At 64.9% G+C, this 21,976-nt stretch carries 24 protein-coding genes and 2 tRNA genes; 18 read left to right on the top strand and 8 right to left on the bottom strand.

Features of this window, described 5'->3' with window-relative positions; genetic code table 11:
- Positions 1-7 precede the first annotated feature (7 nt).
- Entirely contained in the window at positions 8-2,698 is a 2,691-nt protein-coding gene (locus BR78_RS0104770; protein ID WP_029935276.1) for a TonB-dependent receptor domain-containing protein, read from the top strand.
- Positions 2,699-2,758: 60 nt separating this feature from the next.
- On the opposite strand, the gene BR78_RS0104765 is transcribed toward BR78_RS0104770, so the two are convergent.
- Positions 2,759-3,439, bottom strand: a complete 681-nt coding sequence (locus tag BR78_RS0104765; RefSeq protein ID WP_029935275.1) for a prolyl hydroxylase family protein — start codon at positions 3,437-3,439, stop codon at positions 2,759-2,761.
- 112 nt (positions 3,440-3,551) lie between these two features.
- On the opposite strand from BR78_RS0104765, the gene BR78_RS21580 reads away from it, so the two are divergent.
- The 5 genes from BR78_RS21580 to BR78_RS0104740 all read left to right on the top strand — a co-directional run bounded on the left by BR78_RS21580 (position 3,552) and on the right by BR78_RS0104740 (position 7,175).
- Positions 3,552-4,283: an ATPase, T2SS/T4P/T4SS family gene (locus BR78_RS21580; RefSeq protein ID WP_029935273.1), complete on the top strand. Its 732-nt coding sequence runs from the start codon at positions 3,552-3,554 to the stop codon at positions 4,281-4,283.
- Positions 4,284-4,299: 16 nt separating this feature from the next.
- Positions 4,300-4,376: transfer RNA gene (locus BR78_RS0104755), tRNA-His, on the top strand.
- Between the two features lie 24 nt (positions 4,377-4,400).
- A complete protein-coding gene (locus tag BR78_RS0104750; RefSeq protein WP_037565959.1) occupies positions 4,401-5,453 on the top strand; it encodes a Glu/Leu/Phe/Val family dehydrogenase in 1,053 nt (350 codons plus the stop codon).
- 409 nt (positions 5,454-5,862) lie between these two features.
- Positions 5,863-6,321: a carboxymuconolactone decarboxylase family protein gene (locus tag BR78_RS0104745; RefSeq protein ID WP_029935269.1), complete on the top strand. Its 459-nt coding sequence runs from the start codon at positions 5,863-5,865 to the stop codon at positions 6,319-6,321.
- Entirely contained in the window at positions 6,318-7,175 is an 858-nt protein-coding gene (locus BR78_RS0104740; protein ID WP_029935267.1) for a sigma-70 family RNA polymerase sigma factor, read from the top strand. The genes BR78_RS0104745 and BR78_RS0104740 overlap by 4 nt, the downstream gene beginning before the upstream one ends.
- Before the next feature lie 61 nt (positions 7,176-7,236).
- Here BR78_RS0104740 and BR78_RS0104735 read toward each other — a convergent pair whose 3' ends face one another.
- The 3 genes from BR78_RS0104735 to BR78_RS0104725 form a co-directional block, all read right to left on the bottom strand.
- On the bottom strand, positions 7,237-7,731 hold the full coding sequence (locus tag BR78_RS0104735) for a hypothetical protein (RefSeq protein ID WP_156022217.1): 495 nt from the start codon (positions 7,729-7,731) through the stop codon (positions 7,237-7,239).
- A 177-nt stretch (positions 7,732-7,908) separates the two neighbouring features.
- The gene (locus BR78_RS0104730) at positions 7,909-8,085 is read right to left on the bottom strand and encodes a hypothetical protein (protein ID WP_156022216.1); all 177 of its coding nucleotides are present in this window, start codon (positions 8,083-8,085) and stop codon (positions 7,909-7,911) included.
- 101 nt (positions 8,086-8,186) lie between these two features.
- Positions 8,187-9,017, bottom strand: a complete 831-nt coding sequence (locus BR78_RS0104725; protein ID WP_029935261.1) for an alpha/beta fold hydrolase — start codon at positions 9,015-9,017, stop codon at positions 8,187-8,189.
- A gap of 217 nt (positions 9,018-9,234) precedes the next feature.
- Here BR78_RS0104725 and ccmC point away from each other — a divergent pair, with 217 nt between their 5' ends.
- The 7 genes from ccmC (at position 9,235) to BR78_RS0104690 (ending at position 14,153) form a co-directional block, all read left to right on the top strand.
- A complete protein-coding gene (gene ccmC, locus BR78_RS0104720; RefSeq protein ID WP_029935259.1) occupies positions 9,235-9,954 on the top strand; it encodes a heme ABC transporter permease CcmC in 720 nt (239 codons plus the stop codon).
- The gene (ccmD, locus tag BR78_RS21575) at positions 9,951-10,082 is read left to right on the top strand and encodes a heme exporter protein CcmD (protein WP_156022215.1); all 132 of its coding nucleotides are present in this window, start codon (positions 9,951-9,953) and stop codon (positions 10,080-10,082) included. Before ccmC ends, ccmD begins: the two co-directional genes overlap by 4 nt.
- Positions 10,079-10,510: a cytochrome c maturation protein CcmE gene (gene ccmE, locus BR78_RS0104710; RefSeq protein WP_029935258.1), complete on the top strand. Its 432-nt coding sequence runs from the start codon at positions 10,079-10,081 to the stop codon at positions 10,508-10,510. The genes ccmD and ccmE overlap by 4 nt, the downstream gene beginning before the upstream one ends.
- Positions 10,511-10,523: 13 nt before the next feature.
- Positions 10,524-12,458 (top strand): heme lyase CcmF/NrfE family subunit, encoded by a 1,935-nt coding sequence (locus BR78_RS0104705; protein WP_029935256.1) that lies wholly within the window; start codon positions 10,524-10,526, stop codon positions 12,456-12,458.
- Complete coding sequence (locus tag BR78_RS0104700) at positions 12,455-12,979, top strand: DsbE family thiol:disulfide interchange protein (protein ID WP_029935254.1); 525 nt, start codon at positions 12,455-12,457, stop codon at positions 12,977-12,979. Before BR78_RS0104705 ends, BR78_RS0104700 begins: the two co-directional genes overlap by 4 nt.
- Positions 12,980-13,104: 125 nt before the next feature.
- Entirely contained in the window at positions 13,105-13,503 is a 399-nt protein-coding gene (locus tag BR78_RS0104695) for a cytochrome c-type biogenesis protein (protein WP_029935252.1), read from the top strand.
- Entirely contained in the window at positions 13,503-14,153 is a 651-nt protein-coding gene (locus BR78_RS0104690) for a tetratricopeptide repeat protein (RefSeq protein ID WP_029935251.1), read from the top strand. Before BR78_RS0104695 ends, BR78_RS0104690 begins: the two co-directional genes overlap by 1 nt.
- A 38-nt stretch (positions 14,154-14,191) precedes the next feature.
- On the opposite strand, the gene ald is transcribed toward BR78_RS0104690, so the two are convergent.
- Positions 14,192-15,298: an alanine dehydrogenase gene (ald, locus tag BR78_RS0104685; RefSeq protein ID WP_029935249.1), complete on the bottom strand. Its 1,107-nt coding sequence runs from the start codon at positions 15,296-15,298 to the stop codon at positions 14,192-14,194.
- 137 nt (positions 15,299-15,435) lie between these two features.
- Between ald and BR78_RS0104680 the strand changes: the two genes are divergently transcribed.
- The 5 genes from BR78_RS0104680 to BR78_RS0104660 all read left to right on the top strand — a co-directional run bounded on the left by BR78_RS0104680 (position 15,436) and on the right by BR78_RS0104660 (position 19,565).
- Positions 15,436-15,903: an Lrp/AsnC family transcriptional regulator gene (locus BR78_RS0104680; RefSeq protein WP_029935247.1), complete on the top strand. Its 468-nt coding sequence runs from the start codon at positions 15,436-15,438 to the stop codon at positions 15,901-15,903.
- Between the two features lie 174 nt (positions 15,904-16,077).
- The gene (locus tag BR78_RS0104675; protein WP_029935245.1) at positions 16,078-18,003 is read left to right on the top strand and encodes a potassium transporter Kup; all 1,926 of its coding nucleotides are present in this window, start codon (positions 16,078-16,080) and stop codon (positions 18,001-18,003) included.
- On the top strand, positions 18,000-18,509 hold the full coding sequence (locus BR78_RS0104670; protein ID WP_029935243.1) for a 2'-5' RNA ligase family protein: 510 nt from the start codon (positions 18,000-18,002) through the stop codon (positions 18,507-18,509). Before BR78_RS0104675 ends, BR78_RS0104670 begins: the two co-directional genes overlap by 4 nt.
- A 55-nt stretch (positions 18,510-18,564) precedes the next feature.
- Positions 18,565-18,641 (top strand) — tRNA-Met (locus tag BR78_RS0104665).
- Between the two features lie 459 nt (positions 18,642-19,100).
- Positions 19,101-19,565, top strand: a complete 465-nt coding sequence (locus BR78_RS0104660) for a hypothetical protein (RefSeq protein WP_029935241.1) — start codon at positions 19,101-19,103, stop codon at positions 19,563-19,565.
- Positions 19,566-19,781: 216 nt separating this feature from the next.
- Here BR78_RS0104660 and BR78_RS0104655 read toward each other — a convergent pair whose 3' ends face one another.
- The 3 genes from BR78_RS0104655 to BR78_RS0104645 form a co-directional block, all read right to left on the bottom strand.
- Positions 19,782-20,414, bottom strand: a complete 633-nt coding sequence (locus tag BR78_RS0104655; RefSeq protein WP_029935239.1) for a hypothetical protein — start codon at positions 20,412-20,414, stop codon at positions 19,782-19,784.
- 58 nt (positions 20,415-20,472) lie between these two features.
- A complete protein-coding gene (locus BR78_RS0104650; protein WP_029935237.1) occupies positions 20,473-21,471 on the bottom strand; it encodes a sterol desaturase family protein in 999 nt (332 codons plus the stop codon).
- A gap of 128 nt (positions 21,472-21,599) precedes the next feature.
- Entirely contained in the window at positions 21,600-21,932 is a 333-nt protein-coding gene (locus BR78_RS0104645; protein ID WP_029935235.1) for a 2Fe-2S iron-sulfur cluster-binding protein, read from the bottom strand.
- Positions 21,933-21,976: the final 44 nt, after the last annotated feature.

Here is a 21,976-nt window from a genome sequence, read left to right as displayed (position 1 = left end):
TATTGCAATGATGAAGCCGCTTCGGCTCGCCCGGCTGCTGGTTCTCTCGACGGCGCTCGTTGCGCCGGCTGTCGCGCGCGCGCAATCGACTCCGGCGGATCCGGCGGGCGGATCGGGCGCGCAGAATGTCGGCGATGCCGAGGTCACGGCCGATCCCCAATCGGCAACTGCGGCACCGGAGCAGCAGGTTGAGGAAACGCCGGAAATCTCGGTCCCAGGCGACGAGATCGTCGTCGTCGGCCGGCACCGTTCTGATGTCCAGCAGTCCGCGGCGCAGGTCGTGTCGGTGCTGTCGAGCGCCGACATCGCGCGGACCGGCGAGGGCGACATCGCGGGTGCGCTGAGCCGCGTGACCGGGCTCAGCGTCGTCGGCAATGGCTTCGTCTATGTCCGCGGTCTCGGCGACCGCTATTCGCTGGCGCTGCTCAACGGCTCGCCGCTGCCGAGCCCGGAGCCGCTGCGCCGCGTGGTGCCGCTCGACATCTTCCCGACCAACGTGATCGCCTCGTCGCTGGTCCAGAAGAGCTATTCGGCCAATTTCCCCGGTGAGTTTGGCGGCGGCGTCATCAACCTCACGACACGTGCGGTGCCGACGGAGAGCTTCCTCAATATTAGCGGCGGAGTGGGCGGCGATACGCGGACCACAGGGCAGCTCGGCTATGTCTATTCGGGCGGGGGCCACGACTGGACCGGCTTCGACGACGGTACCCGGCGGACGCCACCGGCCCTCCAATCGTTTCTCGCCAGCGGCAACCGGATCAGCGACCTGCCCCTTGCGCAGCGCCAGGACGTGGCGGCCCAATTGGTCAATGCGAACACTGCATTGCTGCAGAGCAACGACAAAATTCCGGTCAACTGGTCCGCAGGTATCACCGGCGGCACTGCCTTCGACCTGGGCGGCGCGCGGCTGGGCGTAATCGCCACTGGCGCCTATTCGAGCAAGTGGCGCACCCGCGACACGACGCAGCAGGCGACCGATTCGAGCGATCTCTCGACCAAGCGCTTCGATTACGAGCGTGTGATCACCGATAATCGCGTCGTGGTGAATGGCCTGCTCGGCCTCGGCCTCGAATTCGGCGAGCAGACACTGCGCTGGACCAACCTCTACATCCGCGACACGCTGAAACAGGCGCGGCTGGCGAGCGGGACCGATTTCACTTCGGGCGAACGCAAGCGGATGCTCCAGGACACCGCTTGGTATGAGCGCCAGCTGATCGACAGCCAGTTCGTCGGCGAGTTCAAGGTCGGCGACATGTCGATCGACACCCGGCTGGCTTACGCCAATTCGAAGCGGCGGGCACCGTTCGAGACCTCGATCGGCTATGTCCTGCGCGAGACCGGCCCCTTTGCCGGAAACTATCTCAACCGGTTGAACGCGGGTCTCGGCTCGGCGGACGTCACCTTCTCGCGGCTTAATGAGAATCTGTGGTCGGGTGGGATCGACTTCTCATATCGCGCTTCGCCCAATCTGACGGTGACCGGTGGCTATGCTTATTCGGACACCGACCGGACCTCGTCGCGCCGCGAGTTCCAGTTCCTCGCGCCCAGCACGCTGCCCGAGGGCGTCAGCATGCTGCGGCCGGACAATCTGCTCGGCGGCGCGATCATCCGCAATTTCGGGGTCGACCTCATCGAGACCACCGAAGGCGATCCCGCATTCAAGGCCAGTCTCACCAGCCACGCTTATTACCTCAAGGCGCGCGCCCAGTTTCTCGACAGCCTGAGCCTTGAACTTGGGGCCCGGTTCGAGACGGCAAAGCAGGCTGTCGCTCCGCTGCAGGTGTTCAATACGCCGAGCAATTCGGGTGCATCGAACAAGATCGACCGCGATTACTGGCTGCCCGCGGCGACGCTGACCTGGGAACTCCAGCCGCAGATGCAGGTGCGGCTGAGCGCCTCGAAGACGATCGCGCGCCCGCAGTTCCGCGAATTGCTGTTCCAGCAATATTATGATCCGGAGAGCAATCGGCTGTTCCGCGGCAATCCCTCGCTGCAGGATAGCCAGCTCTATAATCTCGAGGCGCGGTACGAATGGTATTTTGCGCGCGATCAGCGGATCGCGGTCGCGGGCTTCTTCAAGCGGCTCGACAAGCCGATCGAAGCCTATGGCAGCTTCATCGCCGAGGATCCCTTCACGAGCTATGCCAACGCCCCGCGCGCGAATCTCTATGGCGCCGAGGTGGAAGCGCAGAAGTATTTCGACGTCTGGGGTTCACGCCGCGCGGTGGTGATCGCCAACTACACCTATTCGAAGTCGAAGGTGCAGGTGCGCCCCGGCGACACCACGACGATCTACACGGGCAACGCCGCGAGCAACGTCCAACCGGCGTCGAACTATTTCCTCGATGGCCGGCCGCTGACCGGCCAATCCGACCACCTCGGCAATCTGGAACTGGGTCTGGAGGATCAGGACAGGCTTTCGCAGCAGACGCTGATGCTTACCTATGCCAGCAAGCGGCTCACCAGTCGCGGTCCGGGCCTGCTGCCGGACATCTACGAATATCCCGGGCTGCACCTCGATTTCGTGGCGCGGCAGGGGATCAAGATCGCGGGGGTGAACATGGAAGCCAAACTCGAGATCCGCAACATCACCGGCACCAAATATCAGGAATATCAGGAGAGCGGCGACAACCGCATCTACTATAACCTGTACAATGTCGGCACGAGCGGCACGCTGGGGCTGAGCATCAACTTCTGATCGGTTAAAAAGGGGGAGAGGCCTCCGGCCGGGCGAAAGCCCGACGGGGCCTTTTCTGCGTCACCAGCCCCAGGGGCGTTCGCGGAACCATTGGGTGATGACGTATTTGGTGCCTGCGCGGACCTTCATCGCGTGATGGATGGTCGAGGGATTGGGCGTCCCGTTGGCGCGCAGATTGTTCCAGGCGAGCACTTTGCCGACCTCGGGTTCGACCATCTTGTCGATCGCTTTGAATCGCGTCACGCCGCCAGCCTTGACCTGGTTCAGATAGAGCATCACCGTCCAGGTGCGCTGGCCCGAGACGCTGCAGAATTTCTCGAAGTCGGCGCCTGAGGGCTCGAAATAATCGGTGTGCGCCTTGAACTCCTGGCCGACCTCGTAACGCTGGCCCTGCATCGGCTCGGCATGTGCGGGATCGAGCCCGGTCAGTGCGATGATCCGGCGCTTCAATTCGATCACCAGCGGATCGTCGGCATCGAGATCGCAGGTCTCGCTGGTGCGGAAGGCATAATCGCCATTGGCGTCGGCGAGCGTCGAGGGGCGCCGTTTCGAATCGATCTGGAGCATCAGAAGCCGGCACATCTCGGGATCGATGAACTTCTTGCCGATGAACATCGCGACCTTGGGGTTGGGCACGCGCTGGACGCCGGGCTGGCGCAGGATGTGCTCGATCACGGGCTCGGACGGGTGGCCGGCGCCGAAATTGGGGACGGCGGGCGAAGTCTCGGTGAGGGTCTGCATCGCTGGCGATTCTGCCAAATTCGACGGCATTTCGCCAGTATCGTGCGTCCGCATCGCCTGTCGTAACAAAAGCGCAAGCAAGTCGTCACATATCGCAGGCACTCGACGGCGCATGGCCCTCGACGCGCAGCTCGAAGCCGAATTGCCGCGTTTCGCGGATCCCCATGCATTGGACGCGCTGGGGGTACCCGCGCGGCTCGCCGCAGCGATCGAGCGTGCGGCCGATCGGCTGACCGGCATGATCGCGATCGCCGGGCCCCGTGCCGAAGAAACCGCCGCGGCGCTGCATCGCCGGTTCGGAATTCCGCTGGGCGGTGTGATAGCAGACCGCGCCGCCGCCAATCTGGCGGTCGAATCCGCCGACCGGGGACTGGTGATCGCCTGTTTCGACGGCGGCGACGCAGTTGGCACCATTCTGACGCTCCGGCGACTGGCGAGCGACCGCTTCGCTCTGGCCGCGGCGCTGCGCCTCGTCATCGCCCAGCGAATCGCGCCCGGGCTGTGCCGCAGCTGCCGGCAGCCCGAACAGGCATTCGGATCGACCGCGGCGCTGCTGGGGCTCGATCCCGGCGCGATCCTGTGGTCGGCGCCCGGATGCGAGGCGTGCGGCGAGAGCGGGCGGGGGGCGGCGGTCCGAATCTTCGAGGGCGTCGAAGTCGATCCGGCGATGCGGCGGCTGATCTATGACGGTGCCGACGCGCCGCTGCTCGCTCGCCACGCCTATCTTTCGGCGCCCAATTTCGCCTCTGCTGCAAGGGCATTGGCGCGGGACGGCATGATCGCGCCCGAGGAAGCCGTCGGCGCATCGCGCAATGATCTTGCGCTTCGCGAAAGCCCTCGCTAAGCGGCCAACCTTCACGGCGACCGTAGTTCAATTGGTTAGAGCGCCGGCTTGTGATGCCGGAAGTTGCGGGTTCAAGTCCCGTCGGTCGCCCCATTCTCCATGGTCCGGAACTTTCCCTTGAAAACCGACTGGGGCTTCCCCGATTTCGACGAGCATGAGGGCATCCACCTCTTCACCGACCACGCTTCGGGGCTGAGCGCGATCATCGCGATCCACTCGACCGCGCTCGGACCGGCGGCGGGCGGGGTGCGCTTCTGGCATTATGCCAATTCGGACGCGGCGATCACCGACGCGCTGCGGCTTTCGCGGGGGATGAGCTACAAGAACGCGATGGCGAACCTGCCGATGGGCGGGGGCAAGGGCGTGATCCTCGCCGCCGAACCCGGCGCGACGGTGACCACTGCCCAGCTCGAGGCGTTCGGCCGCGCGGTCGAATCGCTGCAGGGCAAATACGTGACCGCCGAGGATGTCGGCATGTCCGAAGCGCGGATGAAGATCGTCGCGACCCAGACGAAGCACGTCTCGGGCCTGCCCGTGGCGGCGGGCAGCGCGGGCGGCGATCCCGGGCCGGTGACTGCGCGCGGCGTCTATCTGGGCGTCAAGGCGGCGGCGAAGCGTGGGCTGGGTGTTGATTCGATGAACGGCGTTCGCGTCGCGATCCAGGGCGTGGGCTCGGTCGGCGGCGGGCTTGCCCGGCTGCTGGCGAAGGACAACGCGAAGCTGGTGCTCGCCGACGTCAATGCCGAGCGTGCCAGGGCACTGGCGGCCGAACTGGGCGCCGAGACAGTCGATGCCGGCGACATCCTGACGCTCGATACCGATCTGTTCAGCCCCAATGCGCTGGGCGCGATCCTGACCGAGCAATCGATCCCGCGGATCAAGGCCAAGGTCGTCGCCGGCGGCGCGAACAACCAGCTCGCGACGCGCGTGGACGGGGCACGGCTGCACGACCGCGGCATCCTCTATGCGCCCGATTACGTGATCAACGCGGGCGGCATCATCAATGTCGGGCTGGAGTATCTCGGACAGGGCAACATGGCCGAGGTCCAGAGCCGGGTGGACAGAATCCCCGAGCGGCTGATCGAAGTGTGGGACGAGAGCGACCGCACCGGCGATCCCGAGAGCGAAGTCGCCGACCGCATTGCGCAGCGGCTGATCGGGCGCGGGTGATTCGCCTAGGCTTTGTAGGATTTGGCGCGCTTAACTTCGCACTTTTCCCGCGAATTGACTAAGAAAGTTGCGCGCGGGCGTAAGGATGTTGCGTGAGTACCGGGGGCGGTTTTGGACTTCACAGGTTCAAAGAGCGCCTCGGGCGTAGCCGGTGAAATCCAACATTTGAAGCCTGTCCATTTCCCCTCCCCGCAAGGGAGGGGCTAGGGGTGGGTTAGATAAAGGTCGGGCTCGATGCCCGGCCTTTTCTACATTCCATGCGGGTCGCTGGGCTCCCCCGGCCTTCGCCGGGGTCGCACCCACCCCCGACCCCTCCCTTGCAGGGAGGGGAGAAGAAAAAATCGCACCCCCCATGTCACATCCGCCGGCGCTGTCTCGTCATGTCTCCGTAACCCCAAGGAGACTGACCATGACTGCACGAATCGACCCCTTCGCCGCCGCGCCCGTCCAGATGAAGCTGTGGCTCGACGCGTCCCTCAAGATCGCACCGGCGATCGAGCATTCGCTGCTCGAACTGATCAAGATCCGCGCCTCGCAGATCAACGGCTGCGCGAACTGCCTCAACATGCACACCGCCGATGCGCGCAAGGCCGGCGAGACCGAGCAGCGCATCTATCTGCTGAGCGCATGGCACGAGGCGCCGGTCTATTCGGCGCGCGAGCGTGCCGCGCTGGCATGGACCGACGCGCTGACTCTGGTATCCACCGCCCGGGCGCCGCAGGAAGTGTATGAGGCCTTCGCCGCCGAGTTCACGCCGGAGGAGCAGGTGCAAGTGACGCTGATGATCAACGCGATCAACGGGTGGAACCGCCTCGCGGTCGGCTTCGACCTGTTTCACGATGCCAAGTCCACGGCGCAGGCCGCGTGACGGACGACGCGGCAGCAAGCTTCGATCCGCTGCGTCCGCGGCTGACCCGCATCGCCTATCGCATGCTGGGTTCGGTCGCGGACGCGGAGGACGTGGTGCAGGATGCGTTCGTCCGCTGGATGGGCGCGGACCGTACCGCGATCCGCGAGCCCGAGGCGTTCCTGCGCCGCGTGGTGACGCGGCTATGCCTCGACCAGCTCAAATCGGCGCGGGTGCAGCGCGAGACCTATGTGGGCCCGTGGCTGCCCGAGCCGGTGGTCGAGGAGGAAGACGAAGCCGACGACGTCACGCTGCCGCTGATGCTCGCGCTGGAGCGGCTCTCGCCGCTCGAGCGCGCGGCGTTCCTGCTCCACGACGTGTTCGGGCTGGGTTTCGACGAGATCGCCGAGACGATCGGGCGTGATCCCGCCGCGACGCGCCAGCTCGCCAGCCGGGCCCGGACGCATGTCCGCGCGGCGCGGCCGCGCTTCGAAATGCCCAAGGAACGCGGGCTGGAGATCGCCGCGGCCTTTTTCCAGGCATCGCGGAACGGCGATATGGCGGGGCTGCGTTCGCTGCTCGCGGACGATGTCGCGGTACATTCGGACGGTGGCGGCAAGGTCCATGCCGGGCTGCGTCCGATCTTCGGCATCGAGGACGTGACGAAGCTGCACGCCTCACTGACGCGTATCTTCGCGAAGGATATGTCGCAGGTGCTGCGCTGGGGGATGATCAACGGCCTGCCCGGGTTCGTCACGGTCGAAGCGGGGGGGCTGCTCCAGACGACCGCACTGGCGATCGAGGACGGCAAGATCGTCGGCATCTACATCATGCGCAACCCGGACAAATTGCGGCATCTGGGGGCGGTGCATTAGGGCCAAGGCACGTCCGCTATTGATGGATAGCGGACGTTTTCTCGTGCGCTGCCGTCAATGGCTAATGCATCGCGGCCGGCTGGTGATTCCCTTTCGCCGCGGCACGAAAGAAAGCCGCCGACATCAGCCAAAGCGCCGTGAAGAAACCGCCGAATGATAAAGCCCTCAACGAGCCATCCGGCGTGTTCGCGACCGACGGCGCGGTCGCTATGGCGATGCCGACCAATGCCTGCATGATCGCAACGCCGAGCATGGTGCGCGCCATGCCTTCGGCCCGAAACCAGGCGGCGAACCCGCCTATTGCTGCCGCCATGATCACTGCGAAAGAGCCGATGCCGGTGCCGTCATCGCGAACGATCGTGGTCCACACGGTCAGGAACGAGGACAAAAGCGCGACGGCTGCTCCCGTGCGATAGGCCAGACTTCCGCTCGCTCTTGCGGCGAGCTCATACAGCAGCAGGACTCCGCCGATCATTATACCGGCAAAGACGAAGCTGCCGATGGTCCAGTGCCATTCGTCGCTGATCTGCATCATCACCAGCGGCGTGAGCAGCAACGCCGAAGCCCCGGTCCAACGCGCGATCCGCCAATAGTCCCAAGCGCCTGCGCCGGCTCGTTCGCTCGATCCAATCATGTGCTCGCCTCCTGTTGGAATCACCCACTTGTCCTGGCAGGAGTCCGGATGAGCGGCATGAGCAGCGGGTGAGGAAGAAGTGAGCAGTTCGCTACCAACTCATTGCGGCTCGGTCGGCACCATATGTTCCGCGGCGTCGAGCTGGGCGCAGATTATGTGTGCCTGGAAGCGCTGAAGCTGGGTGCGAACCTGATCGATCGTCGCGAGGAGCTCGGCGAGATCGAGCGACATCGCAGTGAGGGCGGCCGCCGCGCGTGGATCGGGAGTGTCGATCATGTTGAGGTTCCTGATGGGCATCGCGCTACAACGCGCACAGTTCCGGCAGGATGCGTTCGATATCGAAACCCCTCCCCGCGGCGCGGGAAGGGGTGCACGATTCAGCCGCGTACGAAGGCGAGCAAGTCGGCGTTGATGATGTCGGCATGGGTAGTGGCCATGCCGTGGGGCAGGCCGGGATAGGTCTTGATCGAGCCATGCTTGAGCAGCTTGATCCCGATCAACGCCGCGTCGGCGATGGGAACGATCTGGTCGTCCTCGCCGTGGAGGAGCAGGACGGGGACGTCGATCTTCTTCAGATCTTCCGTGAAGTCCGTCTCCGAAAAGGCTTTGACGCAATCGTAATGCGCCTTGATGCCGCCCATCATCCCCTGGCGCCACCAATTATAGATCACGCCCTGATCGATCTTCGCGCCTTCGCGGTTATAGCCGTAAAAGGGGCCGGTCGGGAGATCGATGTAGAATTGCGCGCGATTGTTCGCCACGCCCGCGCGGATTCCGTCGAAGACTTCGATCGGCAGCCCGCCGGGATTGGCCTCGGACTTGAGCATGACGGGCGGGACCGCGCCGATCAGCACCGCCTTGGCGACCCGGCCGGCTTCGGCGCGCGCGACATAATGCGCGACTTCGCCGCCGCCGGTCGAATGGCCGATATGGATCGCGCCCTTGAGATCGAGCGCCGCGGCGAGCGCGATCACGTCGGCGGCATAGGTGTCCATCTCGTTGCCGGTGTCGGTCTGGGTCGAGCGGCCATGCCCGCGGCGATCGTGCGCGATCACGCGATAGCCGTGCTCGAGGAAGAACATCATCTGATTGTCCCAGTCGTCCGCCGAGAGCGGCCAGCCGTGATGGAAGACCAGGGGCTGGGCGTCCTTCGAGCCCCAGTCCTTGTAGAAGATCTCCGTGCCGTCGCTGGTGGTGATGAAAGGCATGGCCTTGGTCCTATGCTGGAGGTGCAGCCGGGCTAGGGCTGGCGGAGGTCCGTGCGCATCACCTGGATGCGAACCGCGCCAAGTCCTTACGGTCCCGTGACGAAAGCATGATGACAGTGATGACGGGGTGCAAGCGCAGAACTTGCAACCGGGCGTTTGCCGCGAACATCCCGGCGTAGATTCCGCGAGCGAAGGCGGCTATTGGCGAACGAACACCGTGATCCACGCTCTCGCCAATCCCACGCGCTTCCTCAAGCTCGCGCGCCCGCTGACGCCGGTCCTGTTCTGGGCCGGGGTGGCGCTGGCGCTGTTCGGCATATGGGGCGGATTGACCCAGACGCCGGCGGACTATCTCCAGAAGGAGAGCGTACGCATCCTCTACATTCACGTCCCCGCCGCGTGGCTGGGGATGGCGGGATGGAGCGGCGTGGCGTTCGCGAGCCTCGGCTATCTGATCTGGCGGCATCCGCTGGCACATATCGCCGCGCGCGCGACTGCGCCGGCGGGAGCGGTGTTCGCGGCTTTGTGCCTGATCACCGGTTCGATCTGGGGGCGGCCGACCTGGGGAACCTGGTGGGAATGGGACGGGCGGCTGACGAGCATGCTGCTGCTGTTCTTCGTCTACATCGCCTATATCGCGCTGGCCCGCGCCGATGCCGAGCGCGGCGGCGACGGACGCGTGCCGGCCTTGTTCGGGGTGGCGGGATCGGTGCTGCTGCCGATCGTGCGCTATTCGGTGGTGTGGTGGAACACATTGCACCAGGGGCAGAGCATCGGGCTGACCAGCTCGTCGATCGATTCCTCGATGCTGTGGCCGCTCTTCTTCACGATTGGCGGATTCACCTTGTTCTTCATGGGCGTCGTGCTGATGCGGATGCGGGCGATGCTCGCGACGCAGAAGGTCGAGGCGCGGATGCGGCGGATGGCGGCGCAATGAACCATTGGGCGTTCATCACCGCGGCCTATGCCGTGACTCTGCTCGGCACCGGCGGGCTGGCGCTATGGGCATGGCGCTCGATGCGCAGCGCCGAGGCGGCGGCGGATTCGCTGAGGCGGGAGCGATGAAGCCCAAGCATCAGCGGCTCGTGCTGGGGCTGCTCGCATTGGGCGCGGTGGCCGGTGCGGCGGGGCTCGCGCTGTCGGCGCTGCAGGACCAGGCCGCGTTCTTCTATGCGCCCGGCGACGTTGCGGGCAAGCCGGTGCCGACCGACAAGGCAGTGCGGCTGGGCGGCATGGTCGAGGCCGGGTCGATCGTGCGGAAGCCTGACGGCGTTTCGATGACGTTCGTGGTGACCGACGGCAAGGCCAAGGTGCCGGTGGCGTTCCGCGGCGTGGCGCCCGATCTGTTCAAGGAAGGATCGGGAGTCGTCGCCGAAGGGCGGTTCAACGCCGACGGCAGCTTCACTGCCGACAATCTACTGGCCAAGCACGACGAGCGCTACATGCCGCCGCAAGTCGCCGGCAAGATGCACAAGACCGAGACGCTGAAATAATGACGGGCTCCAAATGATCGCCGAGGCGGGACTTGCGGCCCTGTGGTTGGCGGCGGCGTTCGCGCTCGTCCAGCTGATGCTCGCCTGGGGCGCGGCGAAGCATCGCGAGAACGCCAATGTCGGCGCGCTGATGGTGGCGCTGCGGCGGACCGCTCTCGTGCAGGGTCTGCTGACGCTGCTCTCGTTCGGGTTGCTGATCGCATTGTTCGCGCGAAGCGACATGTCGGTGGTGCTGGTCGCGGAGAACAGCCACTCGCTCAAGCCGATGATCTACAAGGTGGCGGGCGCATGGGGGAACCATGAAGGCTCGATGCTGCTCTGGGTGACCGTACTCGCCATGGCAGGCGCGGGGGTCGCGGCATTCGAGCGGCGGCTGGCGGGCGGTACGCTGGCGGCGACCTTGGGTGCGCAGGCGGCGATCGGGCTGGGTTTCTATGCTTTCCTCGCCTTCGCATCGAACCCGTTCGTGCGGCTGAACCCGGCGGCCCCGGACGGGCAGGGGCTGAACCCGCTGCTGCAGGACCCGGGTTTGGCGTTCCATCCGCCGACCTTGTATCTCGGCTATGTCGGGCTCTCGGTGGCGTTCAGCTTCGCGGTGGGGGCGCTGTTGATGCGCGACGTCGGACCCGCCTTTGCCAAGGCGATGCGGCCTTGGGTGCTGGGCGCGTGGATCTTCCTGACGATCGGGATCACCGCAGGGTCCTACTGGGCCTATTACGAGCTCGGCTGGGGCGGCTGGTGGTTCTGGGACCCGGTCGAGAACGCGTCGCTGATGCCGTGGCTGGCGGCGACCGCCTTGCTCCATTCGGTGACCGTGCTGGCGACGCGCGACGGGCTGCGCGCATGGACGCTGATGTTGGCGCTGGTGGCGTTCGCGATGTCGATGATCGGGACGTTCCTGGTGCGATCGGGCATCCTGGTCAGCGTCCATGCCTTTGCCGTCGATCCGACGCGGGGCACGTTCATCCTTGCCTTGCTGGGCATCTATATCGGCGGCGCGCTGGCGCTGTTCGGCGCGCGGGTGGGGACGGTGACTCAGGGCTCGACCTTCCAGCTGGTCAGCCGCGAGGGCGCGCTGGTGCTCAACAACCTACTGCTCTCAGTGATCCTCGGCGTAGTGTTCATCGGCACGCTTTATCCGCTCGCGGCGCAGGCGGCGGGGGTGCAGCTCTCGATCGGGGCGCCGTTCTTCAACAAGGCGCTGGTGCCCGTGGCGCTTGCGCTGGTCGCGGCGACGGTGGCGGGGCCGCTGCTGCGGTGGCGGCGCGACAACCTGAATACGCTGGCGAAGCGCGTATTGGTGCCGACTGCGGCGGCGGGCGCGGCATTCGCATTGATCTTCGCGCTTTCGGGCGGGGCGCATTTCGTGCCGGTGCTCGGCATCGCCTTTGCCGTCGGGCTGGGCGTGGCGAGCGTAGTGCCGGTGGTTCGGCGCAACCTGCGCCGGACGCCGCTGCATGTCTGGGGCATGGTGATCGCGCATCTCGGCGTGGCGGTGAGCATCGCCGGCATGGCGGCGGACAGCGCGTTCAAGACCGAGCGGCTGGCGGCGATCGCGGTGGGGCAGAACGTCACCGTCGGGCCGTTCCGGGTGACGCTCGCCGATGTGCACCCGACGGTGGGGCCGAACTGGTCGGCACTCGAGGCGCGGCTGCAGGTGCGGCGCGGCGAGGGCGCGATGTTCGAGCTGTTCCCGCAGCAGCGCTTCTTCAGCACGCCACCGACCAACACCAACGAGGCGGCGATCAGCACGATGCTCGACGGGCAGCTCTACACCGTGCTGGGGCAAGGCGACGAACAGGGGCGCTGGCAGATCCGATTGTGGTGGAAGCCGTTCGTGACGCTGATCTGGCTGGGCGGCGGGCTGATCGCGCTAGGCGGCGCGCTGGCGCTGATCGGGCGGATTCGGCGCGAGCGACGGGCCGATGAGGCGGAGGCATACGCATGAGGCGGGTGCTGATCTGGGCGCCGTTGGTGCTGTTCGCCTTGGTGTTCGGGCTGGTCGCGAGCGGTCTGCTCAAGCCGGGCGACCGGACGGTGCATTCGGCAATGGTGGGCAAACCGCTGCCTGTGCTGACCCTGCCGGCGCTGCTTCCGGGCAAGCCGGGGGTGACCTCGACCGAGCTCAAGGGCAAGCCGCGGCTGCTCAATGTCTTCGCGAGCTGGTGCATTCCCTGCATCGCCGAGGCGCCGCAGTTGATGAAGCTCAAGCAAGCGGGGGTGGAGATCGACGCGATTGCGATTCGCGACACGCGGGAGGCGGTCCAGGCGTTCCTCGCACGCAACGGCGACCCCTATGCGCGGATCGGCGACGATCAGGCGAGCCGCGCACAGCTGGCGCTGGGTTCGTCGGGCGTACCTGAGACCTTCGTGATCGATGCCCAGGGGCGGATCGCGTACCAGCATATCGGCGATATTCGCGAAGAGCATGTGGCGGAGTTGCTGGCCCAGCTGGAGAAGGCGAAGTGAGGCTGCCTCATTCCCTCCGTCATCCCGGACTTGTTCCGGGATCCACGGTGCGGCGTGCGATGGCTTCTCTTGCTTTGGCCGTCGCCAAGCCGCGTGGTGGACCCCGGCACAAGGCCGGGGTGACGATGGTTTTTGTGCTGGCGTTGCTGCTGAGCGGGCCGTCCTTCGCCGATTCGAACCTCCCGCCGGCCGAGCTCGCCTACACCCAGCTTGCCGACCCCGCGCAGGAGGCGAAGGCCAAGGCGCTGATGGATACGCTGCGCTGCCTCGTCTGCCAGGGCCAGTCGATCGCCGACAGCGACGCCGAGATGGCGGGGGACATGCGCGCGCTGGTGCGGCAGCGGATCGCGGCGGGGGAGAGCCCCGGCGAGGTCCGGAAGTGGCTGGTGCAGCGCTATGGCGACTATGTGACCTATGATCCGCCGCTGAGCTGGATCACCGCGCCCTTGTGGCTCGCGCCGCTGGTGCTGCTCGGTCTGGGAGTGTTGATCGCCCGGCGCAATTTCGCGAGGCGTAAGCAGTGATGGGTTGGGCAATCCTCGCCGCGATAGCGTTGGGCGCGGCGTTGCTGTTGTGGCTGACCGGTTTTCCCCGGAAACTGTGGACCGTCGCGGCGACGGCGCTGACGCTCGGGGCAGCCGGCTATGCCTGGCAAGGCAGCCCGGGACTGGCCGGGCACCCCGTTTCCGCGGTTCAGGAAAGGGGGGAGGTCGATCCCAACGTCGTCGCGATCCGCGACGGGATGTTCGGGCGCTTCAACTTCACCTGGGGCTCGTTCGCGCGCGCCGACGCGATGACGCGCGCCGGGGCGCCCGACACCGCGGCGCGGGCGATGATCCTGACCGTACGGCAGGCGCCGGGCGACGTGGGTGCCTGGACATGGCTGGGCATCAAGCTCGCAGAGAATGATGGCAACCAGGTCTCGCCCGCTTCGAAATTCGCGTTCGACCGCGCGGCGCAGCTCGCCCCGCAGCATCCCGGGCCGCCCTTCTTCCATGGCCTTGCGCTGATCCGCGAAGGCAAGTTCGCCGAGGCGCGGCCGTTCTGGGCCAAAGCGGTGGAGCTGACCCCCGCGAAAGCGAGCTATCGGGGCCAGCTGGTGGGGCGGCTGTTTCTGCTCGACCGGTTTTTGGAGGCGAAGGCGGCCGAGGACCGAGGGCCCGCGCAGCCTTAACCCTGACTCCCCTCCCTGAAAGGGAGGGGATTTAGAAGTCAGCCAGCCCAGGCCTGGTACGGCAGGTCGAGATCGTCGGCAACGGCCTTGAACGCGATCTTGCCCTTGTAGACGTTGAGGCCGTTGGCGAGGTGCTTGTCGGCCTGCATCGCGCCCTCGGCACCGAGGTTCGCCAGCTTGAGTACGAAGGGCAGCGTCGCATTGTTGAGCGCGAAGGCCGAGGTGCGGGCGACGGCGCCCGGCATGTTGGCGACGCAATAATGGATGATGCCGTCGACTTCGTAGACCGGGTTGTCGTGGGTGGTGGCATGGCTGGTCTCGAAGCAGCCGCCCTGATCGATCGCGATGTCGACCAGCACCGAACCGCGCATCATCGTCTTGAGCATGTCTTTGGTGACCAGCTTGGGTGCCGCCGCGCCGGGGACGAGCACTGCGCCGATTACGACCTGCGAGGTTTTCACCGCCTCGGCGATCGCTGCCTTGCTGGCATAGGCGGTCTTGATCTGGCTACCGAAATGCATGTCGAGCTCGGCGAGGCGCTCGTTGCTGATGTCGTAGATCGTCACGTCGGCGCGCTGGCCGGTCGCCATCTGCGCGGCATTGATGCCGGAGACGCCGCCGCCGAGGATCGCGACCTTGCAAGGGGCGACGCCCGGCACGCCGCCGAGGAGTTCGCCGCGGCCGCCTTGTTCCTTCTCGAGATAGTGCGAGGCGACCTGGATCGACATGCGGCCGGCGACTTCGCTCATCGGCTTGAGCAGAGGCAGTGCGCCCGAGTTGGAGGTCACCGTCTCATAGGCGATGCAGGTGGCGCCGGACTGCATCAGGCCCTCGGCCTGCGGCTTGTCGGCGGCGAGATGGAGATAGGTGAAGAGCACATGACGCGGCTCGAGCAGCGCTATTTCCTGCGGCTGGGGCTCCTTGACCTTCACGATCATGTCCGAGCCAGCGAACACCGCCGCGGCGTCGGGAGCGATCTTCGCGCCGACCCTGGTGTAGGCTTCATCGGCGAAGTCGATGCCCATTCCGGCCTGCGTCTCGACCAGCACTTCATGGCCGGCATGGACCAGCTCGGCGACCGAGGCGGGCGTCAGGCCGACGCGATATTCGTGATTCTTGATTTCCTTGGGCACACCAATGCGCATGACATCTCTCCAGACTCGCTGTGTGGCGCGATAGTATCGCATGTCACGGGTGCGAATCTCTGCAAAATTCGGCACGTAATGTTGGCTTTGCGCAAGAATGTGCGGTATCAGGCATGAAAACGGGATTTTCATGCGCCATGGACCGTATCGATACCGTGATTCTGAAGCTGCTCTCCGCGGATGCGCGCGCGCCGGTAAGCCAGATCGCCGCGCAGGCGGGGCTGTCGCAATCGGCGTGCACGCGGCGGATCCAGGCGCTCGAGGGATCGGGGCACATCACCGGCTATGGTGCCAGATTGGGACATAGGCGGCTCGGCTTCCGGATCACCGCTTTGGTCGACATCACGCTGGGCACCCAGATCGAGGAGGATCTCGCCCGATTCGAGCGCGCGGTGGCGGAGATCGACGGAGTCGTCGAATGTGCACTGGTATCGGGCGGGCAGGACTACCGGCTCAAGATACTCGCACAGGATCTCGATGATTATGAACGGCTTCACCGCGAACATCTGGGGCGGCTGCCCGGCGTAGTGACGATCAACTCGAGTTTCGTGCTGCGCGCGGTGCCGACTCGTAGCGAGGCCGACGCGCTGTTCGCCGGCGCCTGACCGGGAACCGAGCGGGCCCTTGCGCGTCTGCATCAGGGTAACCATCTGTGCGGGTCGGGCCCGTTGCCAGCTTATGCTGCACGTGCTAACCGCCCGCGCACTTTTTCAGAACGAGAACACAGGTCGCATGACCAGGTCCGTTTCCCTTTTCGCGCGAACACCGCGACAGTGAACATCAACGCAAGCGGGCAGGCGGAAACGCTCCCGGCTCCGGACGAAGCGCACGGCGCGCATGCTCATGCCGCGGACGCGACCTGGAAGCTCGCGCTCGGCGCGATCGGCATCGTCTTCGGCGATATCGGCACCAGCCCTCTCTACGCCTTCCGCGAGACCTTCGCCGGCCACCACAAGCTCGATCTCGATACGATCCACATCATGGGCGTGATCAGCCTGATGTTCTGGTCGATGATGGCGGTGGTGACGCTCAAATACGTCACGATCATCATGCGCGCCGACAACAAGGGCGAGGGCGGGAGCCTGGCGTTGCTCGCCTTGATCTCGCGCAGCGCCAACCAGAAGCGCTGGACGCAGGGCATCGTGCTGCTCGGCGTGTTCGCCACTGCGCTCTTTTACGGCGATTCGATGATCACCCCGGCGGTCTCGGTGCTGTCGGCGGTGGAGGGCATCGCCATTGCCGCGCCGGGCTTCGCCAACCTCGTGATCCCGATCGCAGTGGTGATCCTGGTGATGCTGTTCTCGATCCAGCGCACCGGCACGGCGCGGGTGGGGGCGTTCTTCGGCCCGATCATGATGCTCTATTTCCTGGTCATCGCGACCCTGGGAATATTGAGCTTCGTCCAGACGCCGGAAATCCTCTGGGCGCTGTCGCCGACCCATGCGGTCCAGTTCTTCCTGCTCGATCCGGTGCGGGCATTCCTGGCGCTGGGTTCGGTCGTGCTGGCGGTGACGGGCGCGGAGGCGCTGTATGCCGATATGGGGCATTTCGGCCGCAAGCCGATCCGCGTCTCGTGGCTCTGGTTCGTGCTTCCGGCGCTGATCCTCAATTACATGGGGCAGGGTGCGCTGCTGATGCGCGACGGGGCGCCGGCGCTCACCAGTCCCTTCTACATGCTCGCCCCCGATGGGCTCCAGTTGCCGCTGGTGGTCCTGGCGACGATGGCGGCGATCATCGCGTCGCAGGCAGTGATCTCGGGCGCCTTCTCGGTCACCCAGCAGGCGATCCAGCTCGGCTTCGTGCCGCGGCTCCGCATCGAGCACACCAGCGCCTCCACCGCCGGGCAGATCTACATCCCGACGATCAACTGGGCGCTGATGGCGATGGTGATCCTGCTGGTGCTGTCGTTCCAGACCTCGTCGAACCTGACTGCGGCCTATGGCATCGCAGTCACCGGCGCGATGTTGATCGACAATTGCCTGCTCGCCGTGGTGCTGTTCGCATTGTGGCAATGGAAGAAGCGCTACGCGATCCCCTTGCTCGCCTTGTTCTTCGCCGTCGACCTGGCCTATTTCGCGGCGAACCTGACCAAGGTTCCCGACGGTGGCTGGTTCCCCCTGCTGGTGGGCTTCATCGTCTTCACGTTGCTCACCACCTGGGCCAAGGGCCGCAAGCTGATGATCGAGCGGCTGCGCGAGAGCGCGATGCCGATCAAGATCTTCATCGAATCGGCCGCGATCGCCGCCACCCGCGTGCCCGGGACCGCGGTGTTCATGACCTCGACGCCGGACGGCGTGCCGCATGCGCTGCTCCACAACCTCAAGCACAACAAGGTGCTGCACGAGCGGGTGATCCTGCTCACCGTGAAGATCGCCGACGTACCCTATGTGCCCGACGAGAAGCGCATGAAGATCGACGATCTCGGCAAGGGCTTCCACCGGATGATCCTGTTCTACGGCTTCATGCAGGAGGCCGATGTGCCCGCCGCATTGAAGCAGGTCAGCGCCTGCGGGGCCGAGTTCAGGATGATGGACACCAGCTTCTTCCTCGCGCGGCAGACCCTGCTGCCTTCGTCGCGGCCGGGGATGATGATCTGGCGCGAGAAACTGTTCGCGTGGATGCTGCGCAACGCCGAAAGCGCGATGGAATTCTTCCGCCTGCCGACCAATCGCGTGGTCGAGCTGGGGAGCCAGGTCGAGATCTGAGCGGCAACGCCCCCCTTATCGTCACCGCGCTGTTCGGGCGGCAGGACCAGGCATGGTTCGACGTGCTGCGCCGTGAGCATTATCCCCCCGAGCGCAACGTGCTTCCCGCGCATCTGACGCTGTTCCACCATCTGCCGCCGAGCGTGGCCGAGGAGCTCAAGCAGCGGCTCGGCGCGGAGACGCGGGGAATCCGCGCGCCGCGCGCGAAAGTCACGGGGCTGATGTCGCTCGGCGGGGGCGTGGCCTATCGGATCGAGGCGCCCGAGCTGGTGGCTATTCGAGAGGGACTATCGCAGGCATTCGCGGGAATGCTGATGCCGCAGGACGCGGGGCGCTGGCGGCCGCATGTGACGGTGCAGAACAAGGTACGGCCTTCGCTGGCCAAGGTCGTTCTGGGGGCATTGTCGCGCGATTTCCGGCCGCGCGAGGTCGAGATCGCGGGGTTGGCGAGCTGGTGGTATCGCGGCGGGCCGTGGGAACCGCATTCGCGGCATATGTTCGCTTGACCAGCGCACAGGGCCGACTTATGTCGCGCCCTCGCTTCACAGCGAGCCCCGCTGGGGCGGAGTAGCTCAGTTGGTTAGAGCACGGGAATCATAATCCTGGGGTCGGGGGTTCAAGTCCCTCCTCCGCTACCATTTCAGTTAAGTCATTGAAATTAATGACTTTTCTGAGGTGAGGGCTACCACGTCGGCCTCGTCTCGTAAATTAAGCCTCTGAAATATAGGGACTTTAGCCCGGAATCCGAGATCGATCGATACTTCGGAGCGAAGCCGGAGACGAGTTTCGAGGATGCGCTAGACTGGATAAGGTGGCCAAGAAGGCGAAGTTCACTAAAGCTGATTTCGACGTATCAGGAACACAGCGCCGGTTCGTCTATTTTGAGAGCGAGGCGCCCAAGGCAAATCCACCTCGGCTAGATTTCGCGAACGGGCAACTCGAAGCTTCAACGGGCGTAGCGCTTCATGGCGGGGAAGTTCGATAATTTCCGCTTCACTACGATCCTGCCTTATCCGACGCTCCGTTTCATGTTGTCCTTCGCTCGCGCTGCTGGTCGCAGCAGCGGCGTTCTTCCATGTCAGCGAAGGAGTTACATCATGAGTGACGACCCAACTGCCGATCGACCGGTGTCGATGAGCGATACACCGCCAAGCGATCAACCGACCAGCCAGGGCTCGAACTTCACGTGCGACGATCCTGGCCAGGAGACCGGCTCGGCAAACGGCCCAGCCCTTGCGCCGGAAGGCGGCTGGCTGGCGATCAATGGCGCCACCGATCTGTCGACCTGCATTGTCGGCCCTTCGGGCGCGAGCGTCTCGCAAATCTATGTGAGCAACCAGCCGACCCAGGACGATCCCTACAAAAAATACCAATATTGCGTCTGGGCCTATGGCCAGGGTCCCGCAGGGTTCGAGTCGGGCAGGCTCTGGCTCACCTTTACCGACGAGAGCGGAGCCAGTTACGATCTGAGCCTCTTCTCCTCCGATCCGGCCTGGCATTTCGTCGATTATGATTCGGACTCGCCCGGCATCACCCAAGTTTCGTGGCACTGGACGTACTGAGGCAGAAGCCTGTTGGACCGGCGGCGTGTCCACCTGCGCCGCCGGCAGGATGCGCCCGTCAGTCCGGCAGTGATGCTCGCGAAATACCGGGCAACATGAAGATCGATCGTGCTCTGGTCGTTCCCGGCAGACGGGTAGTCGTGCTGGTAGCCAGCTTGCGGTCGCTGATCCTCGCCACCACGTGCGGCTGGAGATCCCGAAGCGGGGCGAGCAGGATTATGAGCCCAGCAGGCTTTTCCTAAACAGCGCCTTGATCAGCCTGTCTTCAAAAATTCGCCCTATGGCATAGAGGACGGCGAACATCGCCGCGAAAATATAGGCGGCGGTGGGCGAGGGATTTTTACCTTTCTCGTCCTTGCCCTTGTCCTCTTTTTTGGGCTTTTCGGGTGCGGGCGCGCCCAGAGCCTTGTCTATCGGATTCATCGGCACGACGGTGTCCGTTTTGGCGGACTTTTTCGATGCGTCTGAAGCTTTCCCAGACTTGCCTGCGGCCGCGGTTGAAGGCTTTTCGAACTTGTTGATGGCCATCGTAAGCTGAGCAAAGCCCAGAAACAGCAGCGGCGCCAGAAAGCAGAACATCAGAATCCGGCTGCTTAGCTGATAACGCAGGACGGAGCCGCCTGCGCTCTCTTCGATCTGCAAGACGCCCGCATCGAAAACAGACATCTTGTCCTGGGCGGCCTGGTCCTTCTTGCGGAAAGTCAGCGTGTCGTTCTGCCGTTCGTGGCTGGTGCCAGGCTGGCGGAATAGGGGGGCGAGCTTGTCAAAGGCATCATCGCCCGATTGCCCGGGAGCGAGCGCCAGCTTGCCCCTGACGTGCCAGATCCAGTCGATGAAACGCGGACTCACATCATCTCCTTTGAGAGCATGACGAATGACTGGAGGGGGCGGGAGCAGAGCAGCTCGCTCACTCGGCCGGCACCGCCGCCGTCGACCGGCCAAATCGTTCCTTGCCAAATCGCTCCTTGAGCGTCTTCCAGCCCTCGGTGAAGGGATAGGTCATCGTCTCGCGGATCGACATGCGGCGACCACCTTCCATCCCCAGCAGTTCCGCTTCGCCGTCGACACATGTGCCGAACATGCGATCGATGATGATCCAGCTATTGGCATAATTGCTGCGGCTGGCTTCATAGTCCTGCGAGTGGTGCAGGCTGTGATGCTCGGTGGTGTTGAACAGGAAGCGCCACCAGCGCGGAGAGTTGAAACGGACATTGATGTGCTGGTACGTGCCGACCGCCAGACCGATGGAGCCGGCGAGCAGGGCGGCGCGCGGCAGGAAATCGAAGAATCCGCCGATGCCGAGTCCGATCAGGAATAGTTCGACCGGATTGCCGACTGCGCCTTTGTTGATGTTCAACTGAGTGATGTAGTGATGCGGCGCGTGGGTCAGCCACAACGGGTGCCAGTTATGCATCCCGCGATGCATCCAATATTGCCCGAAATCGAAAATGAACGAGATCAGGAAGGCCTGCACCAGCAGCGGCAGCCCGATGAACCACGCGAACTTGTCCCAGTCGAAGGAGTGCTGGATGGCTTCGATCGCGGCACCATCGCCGATATAGCCATCGACCAGGCGGAGCACCGTGTAGCCGAGCCCGACATAGAACAGGTCGGTGACCAATTCCTTCCAGGTCAGGCGCCAGCTCGCATAGCGCGGGTTCACCCATTCGAGCCCCAGCAGCAGCACCTTGAAGCCGATGCCGATGCCGATGGCGGTCGATGCCTTGGCGATGGAATTGGGCGCGTAGTACCAGAAGGCGATCAGCGCGAACAGCATCGTGGGCTGGAACCAGGTGAAGACAAATTGCTTCAAGGGGCCGCCCTCGACCCTGGGGATGTTCTCCCAGCCCACGGTTACCGGCGCCTGTGCTCCGATCACTCTCTTGCCGACGCGAATTCCGTCCATCTTGTCCCCGCGATCCGAGTGTCGGCTCTGGAATACCGGGAACCCCGCAGCGGCGGCATACGTCATCGGACGTATAAGCTCCCTGCCAAAGCCGGGGAGCGCCACCTAAGGGACGCATCGCGGCGCGATCACTCTTGCTGCGGAGCGATCGTCAGCCGGATTCCGCTCAGCGCCGCCGACGCCGGTATCTGGCACGACAGGCGCGAACCGGCCGCGCGATGCTCCGATCCGTCGAGCAGATCGTCTTCGTCCTGCGACATGGGGGGCAGCACCGCGGCGAAATCCGCATCGACATGGACGTGGCAGCTGGCGCAGGAGCAGCAGCCGCCACAGTAGGCCGGGATGTCGTCGATCCCGGACGAGCGGATGATCTCCATGAGCGACGTGCCGATGGCGCCATCGATCGTGCGGGTCTCGCCCGCGAGATCGACGACATGCAGCTGGATCGTCGCTTCGGTCATGCTCTCATTACTCCGTGCATGGGCGCGCGCTCCGGCCGGAACGC

The organism is Sphingomonas sp. UNC305MFCol5.2, from assembly GCF_000712135.1.
Taxonomy (GTDB): domain Bacteria; phylum Pseudomonadota; class Alphaproteobacteria; order Sphingomonadales; family Sphingomonadaceae; genus Sphingomonas.
Note: the sequence above shows the minus strand (reverse complement) of the source record. Positions and strands in the feature narration are given on the sequence as shown.

Bases quoted from the DNA above. Each gene is read 5' to 3' on its own strand.
- ccmE (WP_029935258.1), top strand. From the start codon at position 10,079: ATGAAGCCCAAGCATCAGCGGCTCGTGCTGGGGCTGCTCGCATTGGGC.
- BR78_RS0104700 (WP_029935254.1), top strand. From the start codon at position 12,455: ATGAGGCGGGTGCTGATCTGGGCGCCGTTGGTGCTGTTCGCCTTGGTG.
- BR78_RS21580 (WP_029935273.1), top strand. From the start codon at position 3,552: ATGGCCCTCGACGCGCAGCTCGAAGCCGAATTGCCGCGTTTCGCGGAT.
- BR78_RS0104745 (WP_029935269.1), top strand. From the start codon at position 5,863: ATGACTGCACGAATCGACCCCTTCGCCGCCGCGCCCGTCCAGATGAAG.
- BR78_RS0104645 (WP_029935235.1), bottom strand. From the start codon at position 21,932: ATGACCGAAGCGACGATCCAGCTGCATGTCGTCGATCTCGCGGGCGAG.
- BR78_RS0104680 (WP_029935247.1), top strand. From the start codon at position 15,436: ATGGACCGTATCGATACCGTGATTCTGAAGCTGCTCTCCGCGGATGCG.
- BR78_RS0104765 (WP_029935275.1), bottom strand. From the start codon at position 3,439: ATGCAGACCCTCACCGAGACTTCGCCCGCCGTCCCCAATTTCGGCGCC.
- BR78_RS0104690 (WP_029935251.1), top strand. From the start codon at position 13,503: ATGGGTTGGGCAATCCTCGCCGCGATAGCGTTGGGCGCGGCGTTGCTG.
- BR78_RS0104770 (WP_029935276.1), top strand. From the start codon at position 8: ATGATGAAGCCGCTTCGGCTCGCCCGGCTGCTGGTTCTCTCGACGGCG.
- BR78_RS0104660 (WP_029935241.1), top strand. From the start codon at position 19,101: ATGAGTGACGACCCAACTGCCGATCGACCGGTGTCGATGAGCGATACA.
- ald (WP_029935249.1), bottom strand. From the start codon at position 15,298: ATGCGCATTGGTGTGCCCAAGGAAATCAAGAATCACGAATATCGCGTC.
- BR78_RS0104725 (WP_029935261.1), bottom strand. From the start codon at position 9,017: ATGCCTTTCATCACCACCAGCGACGGCACGGAGATCTTCTACAAGGAC.
- ccmD (WP_156022215.1), top strand. From the start codon at position 9,951: ATGAACCATTGGGCGTTCATCACCGCGGCCTATGCCGTGACTCTGCTC.
- BR78_RS0104650 (WP_029935237.1), bottom strand. From the start codon at position 21,471: ATGGACGGAATTCGCGTCGGCAAGAGAGTGATCGGAGCACAGGCGCCG.
- BR78_RS0104730 (WP_156022216.1), bottom strand. From the start codon at position 8,085: ATGATCGACACTCCCGATCCACGCGCGGCGGCCGCCCTCACTGCGATG.
- BR78_RS0104705 (WP_029935256.1), top strand. From the start codon at position 10,524: ATGATCGCCGAGGCGGGACTTGCGGCCCTGTGGTTGGCGGCGGCGTTC.
- BR78_RS0104695 (WP_029935252.1), top strand. From the start codon at position 13,105: ATGGTTTTTGTGCTGGCGTTGCTGCTGAGCGGGCCGTCCTTCGCCGAT.